Origin of the sequence: Paracoccus thiocyanatus (assembly GCF_900156255.1) — a bacterium.
GTDB lineage: Bacteria > Pseudomonadota > Alphaproteobacteria > Rhodobacterales > Rhodobacteraceae > Paracoccus > Paracoccus thiocyanatus.
The window spans coordinates 1-3,731 of sequence record NZ_FTMK01000051.1; the positions used below are offsets into that span (position 1 = coordinate 1).

Sequence of the window (3,731 nt, forward strand, 5' to 3'; positions counted from 1 at the left end):
AGATCGAAACGCGCCATCCTGAACCCTCCATAGGTCCAGTGAATCACGCCGGCCATCATAACGGAATCCCGTTTATGAGTTCACAGCCTAGGCCGGCTTGCGGAAATCCGCCGGCGCGGCCCGCAGCGGGAAACCATCTGCCGCCTTGCGCGTTTGCTGGCCTGGAAGTCCAGCCTCATGAGGACAAGATGAAACTCCCGCTTTCCCTTGCCATTCTGGCAGCTCCGTTCGCCCTGGCCGCCTGCACCCCCGAGGCCCCGCCGCCCGAAGAGCCCACGGCCTCGATCGCCGATCCCTGCGGCGCGGCGCGCTACAGCCACCTGGTCGGCCAGACCTCGCCCACCATCACCGTCCCGGAAGGGCAGATGTATCGCATCGCGCGCGAGGACCGGCCGATGACGATGGAGATGATCCAAGAACGGCTGACCTTTGTCGTCGATAGCCGCGGCAAGATGCTTTCGGTCAGTTGCAGTTGATGGCGGGCCGGGCAGGGGCCGCTCTGCCGCCCGCGGCCCGACCTAGCCCCGGCGCCGCGACCGCTTGTTGCCGCCGCGCTGGCCCGCCCGCCCCGCGGACGAGCGGCCAGAGGATTTGACCGCCGCCTCGGCCGCCTCTTCGATGGCGGATTGCCGGGCCAGCGGGTCGTCGGCCACCGCCAGTTCCACCGCTTCCAGCCGCTTCACCTCGTCGCGCAGCCGCGCGGCCTCTTCGAATTCCAGATTCTCGGCCGCCTTGCGCATCTGTCCGCGCAAAGCGTCCAGATGCGCCGCCAGATTGGCCCCGACCAGCGGCTTTCCGACCTTGGCGGTGACCCGCGACTGATCGGTATCGCCTTGCCACAGCCCCGCCAGCACGTCCTCGACATTCTTGCGCACGGTCTGGGGCGTGATGCCGTGTTCCTGGTTATAGGCCATCTGCTTTTGCCGCCGCCGCTCGGTCTCGGCCATGGCGCGTTCCATGCTGCCGGTGATGCGGTCGGCATACATGATGACCCGGCCGTCGGCATTGCGCGCCGCCCGGCCGATGGTCTGGATCAGCGAGGTTTCGGACCGCAGGAACCCCTCTTTGTCGGCATCGAGGATCGCCACTAGCCCGCATTCAGGAATATCCAGCCCTTCACGCAGCAGGTTGATGCCGACAAGCACGTCGAAAGCCCCCAGCCGCAGGTCGCGCAGGATTTCGATCCGCTCGATCGTGTCGATATCGCTATGCATGTAGCGCACGCGGATGCCCTGTTCGTGCAGGTATTCGGTCAGGTCCTCGGCCATGCGCTTGGTCAGGGTGGTGACCAGGGTGCGATAACCTTGGGCGGAGACCTTGCGCACCTCGTCCAAAAGGTCGTCCACCTGCATCTCGACCGGGCGGATCTCGATCTGCGGGTCGATCAGCCCGGTGGGGCGGATGACCTGTTCGGTAAAGACGCCGCCGGTCTGGTCCATTTCCCATTGTGCGGGGGTGGCGCTGACAAAGACCGATTGCGGGCGCATCGCATCCCATTCCTCGAATTTCAGCGGCCGGTTGTCCATGCAAGAGGGCAGGCGGAAGCCGTGTTCGGCCAGGGTGAACTTGCGCCGGAAGTCGCCGCGATACATGCCGCCGATCTGCGGCACCGAGACATGCGATTCGTCCGCGAAGACGATGGCGTTGTCGGGAATGAACTCGAACAGCGTCGGCGGCGGCTCGCCCGGCGCGCGGCCGGTCAGGTAGCGGGAATAGTTTTCGATCCCATTGCAAACGCCAGTCGCTTCAAGCATTTCCAGGTCGAAGTTCGTGCGCTGTTCCAGCCGCTGGGCCTCAAGCAGCTTGCCTTCATCGGTCAGTTGCTTCAGCCGGGCCTGAAGTTCGGCGCGTATCCCCTTGGTTGCCTGCTGCAAGGTCGGGCGGGGGGTGACATAGTGGCTGTTGGCATAGATGCGGATCTGCTTGAAGCTGTCGGTCTTTTGCCCGGTCAGCGGGTCGAATTCGGTGATCGCCTCAAGCTCGTTGCCGAAAAAGTCGAAGCGCCAGGCCCGGTCTTCCAGGTGGGCGGGCCAGACCTCGACCAGATCGCCGCGCACGCGAAAGCCGCCGCGCTGAAAGGCGGCGTCGAGGCGGCGATATTGCTGCGCCACCAGTTCCGCCAGGAATTCGCGCTGGTCATAGCTTTCGCCGACCACCATGTCCTGGGTCATCGCCGAATAGGTCTCGACCGAGCCGATGCCGTAGATGCAGGAAACCGAGGCGACGATGATCACGTCGTCCCGCTCCAGCAGGGCGCGGGTTGCCGAATGGCGCATCCGGTCGATGGCCTCGTTGATCTGCGATTCCTTCTCGATATAGGTGTCGGACCGCGCGACATAGGCTTCGGGCTGGTAATAGTCGTAATAGCTGACGAAATATTCGACGGCGTTTTCCGGGAAGAACCCCTTGAACTCGCCGTATAATTGCGCCGCAAGGGTCTTGTTTGGGGCCAGGATGATGGCGGGGCGCTGGGTGGCCTCGATCACCTTGGCCATGGTGAAGGTCTTGCCGGTGCCGGTCGCGCCCAGCAGCACCTGGTCGCGTTCGCCCGCCTGGACGCCCTGGGTCAGCTCGACGATGGCGGTGGGCTGGTCGCCTGCCGGCTGGAACTCGGAATGCATGACGAAGCGCCGGCCGCCTTCCAGCTTGGGCCGGCTTACCTCGGGAAAGCGCGCGACGGGGGCGTTGGTGTTGTTGTGGCCCATGGTTTCACCTTTGTTCCTGCCTTGGTAATCTGGCGCATTCGGGCCGCGATGCAAGTGCGGCTGGCCGATATCCTGCGGCGCCATGGGCGGCGCGGCGGTAAATCGCATGCCGGGCATCTTGATCGCCGGCCCCGCATCGGGGATAAGGCGACAAGCAAGACAGAGGGTTCCCGCCATGCGCGTCCGCATCTACAAGCCTGCCCGAAATGCCATGCAATCGGGCACGTCCCGCAGCAAGGACTGGGTTCTGGTCTTTCCGGCCGCCGACCCGCGCGAGATCGACCCGCTGATGGGCTGGACCAGCAGCGACGACACCCAAAGCCAGGTGTGCCTGCATTTCGAAACCCGCAAGCAGGCCGAGGACTATGCCCGCGAAAAGGGCCTTGATTACGAGGTGTTCGAGCCGCAGGGCCGCGCCCCGAACATCCGCCCCCGCGGCTATGGCGAGAATTTCGCCAGCGACCGCCGCGCGCCCTGGACGCATTAAGGTGCATCGGGGCGCACTCGGTTCGGACGACGCCCAGGTCTAAGACGGCACGATCTCGCCGCAGCCGCCAGGTTGCGGCTTTCAGGTTCCCACGTTCCTCCAGCTTTGCCACCGTTGCCTTTCGCTCGTTGTAGCGGTCGGTCGGGAATCCCGACAGGTGGCGGGCCAGCAGCGTGAAGCGGACCAATTCCTCCATCATCTCGACGATGCGGTCGTAATAGCTGGACGGGCGCGTCCGCTTCGTCGGCCGCGCCGGCTCCTCCGGGCCAAGTTTGGCATAGGGCCGTGATCCCTTTGCGGGCGATCCACTGTCCGCGCGGGAAGCGCAAAGGCGGTGTCTTCAGGTATTCCGCCGCCTTTTCCGTGCGGCGTCGTGGTCCGGTCGGGCAGGTTGGGAAGCGATTCCCAGCGCAGATGCGGGCACAAGCCGGGAGGACCCGCAATAATCCCTTATATTTCACTCACTTCCCTAATATTGTCATTTTTTTGAATTTTGTCTCTTGCGGGTTTTGGGCGGGGGGCCTAAATACCCGCTCACC

The 3,731-nt window shown here is 64.4% G+C and carries 3 protein-coding genes; 2 read left to right on the forward strand and 1 reads right to left on the reverse strand.

Annotated elements, in window-relative coordinates:
• Positions 1-188: 188 nt before the first annotated feature.
• Entirely contained in the window at positions 189-476 is a 288-nt protein-coding gene (locus F3H32_RS17505; RefSeq protein ID WP_149766929.1) for a hypothetical protein, read from the forward strand.
• Between the two features lie 42 nt (positions 477-518).
• Here the strand turns inward: F3H32_RS17505 and uvrB are convergent, their stop codons facing one another.
• A complete protein-coding gene (gene uvrB, locus F3H32_RS17510; RefSeq protein ID WP_149766930.1) occupies positions 519-2,705 on the reverse strand; it encodes an excinuclease ABC subunit UvrB in 2,187 nt (728 codons plus the stop codon).
• Positions 2,706-2,880: 175 nt separating this feature from the next.
• On the opposite strand from uvrB, the gene F3H32_RS17515 reads away from it, so the two are divergent.
• The gene (locus F3H32_RS17515) at positions 2,881-3,192 is read left to right on the forward strand and encodes an ETC complex I subunit (RefSeq protein WP_149766931.1); all 312 of its coding nucleotides are present in this window, start codon (positions 2,881-2,883) and stop codon (positions 3,190-3,192) included.
• Positions 3,193-3,731 lie beyond the last annotated feature (539 nt).

Excerpts from the sequence above, each read along its gene's own strand:
- uvrB (WP_149766930.1), bottom strand. The coding sequence starts at position 2,705 with ATGGGCCACAACAACACCAACGCCCCCGTCGCGCGCTTTCCCGAGGTA.
- F3H32_RS17505 (WP_149766929.1), top strand. The coding sequence starts at position 189 with ATGAAACTCCCGCTTTCCCTTGCCATTCTGGCAGCTCCGTTCGCCCTG.
- F3H32_RS17515 (WP_149766931.1), top strand. The coding sequence starts at position 2,881 with ATGCGCGTCCGCATCTACAAGCCTGCCCGAAATGCCATGCAATCGGGC.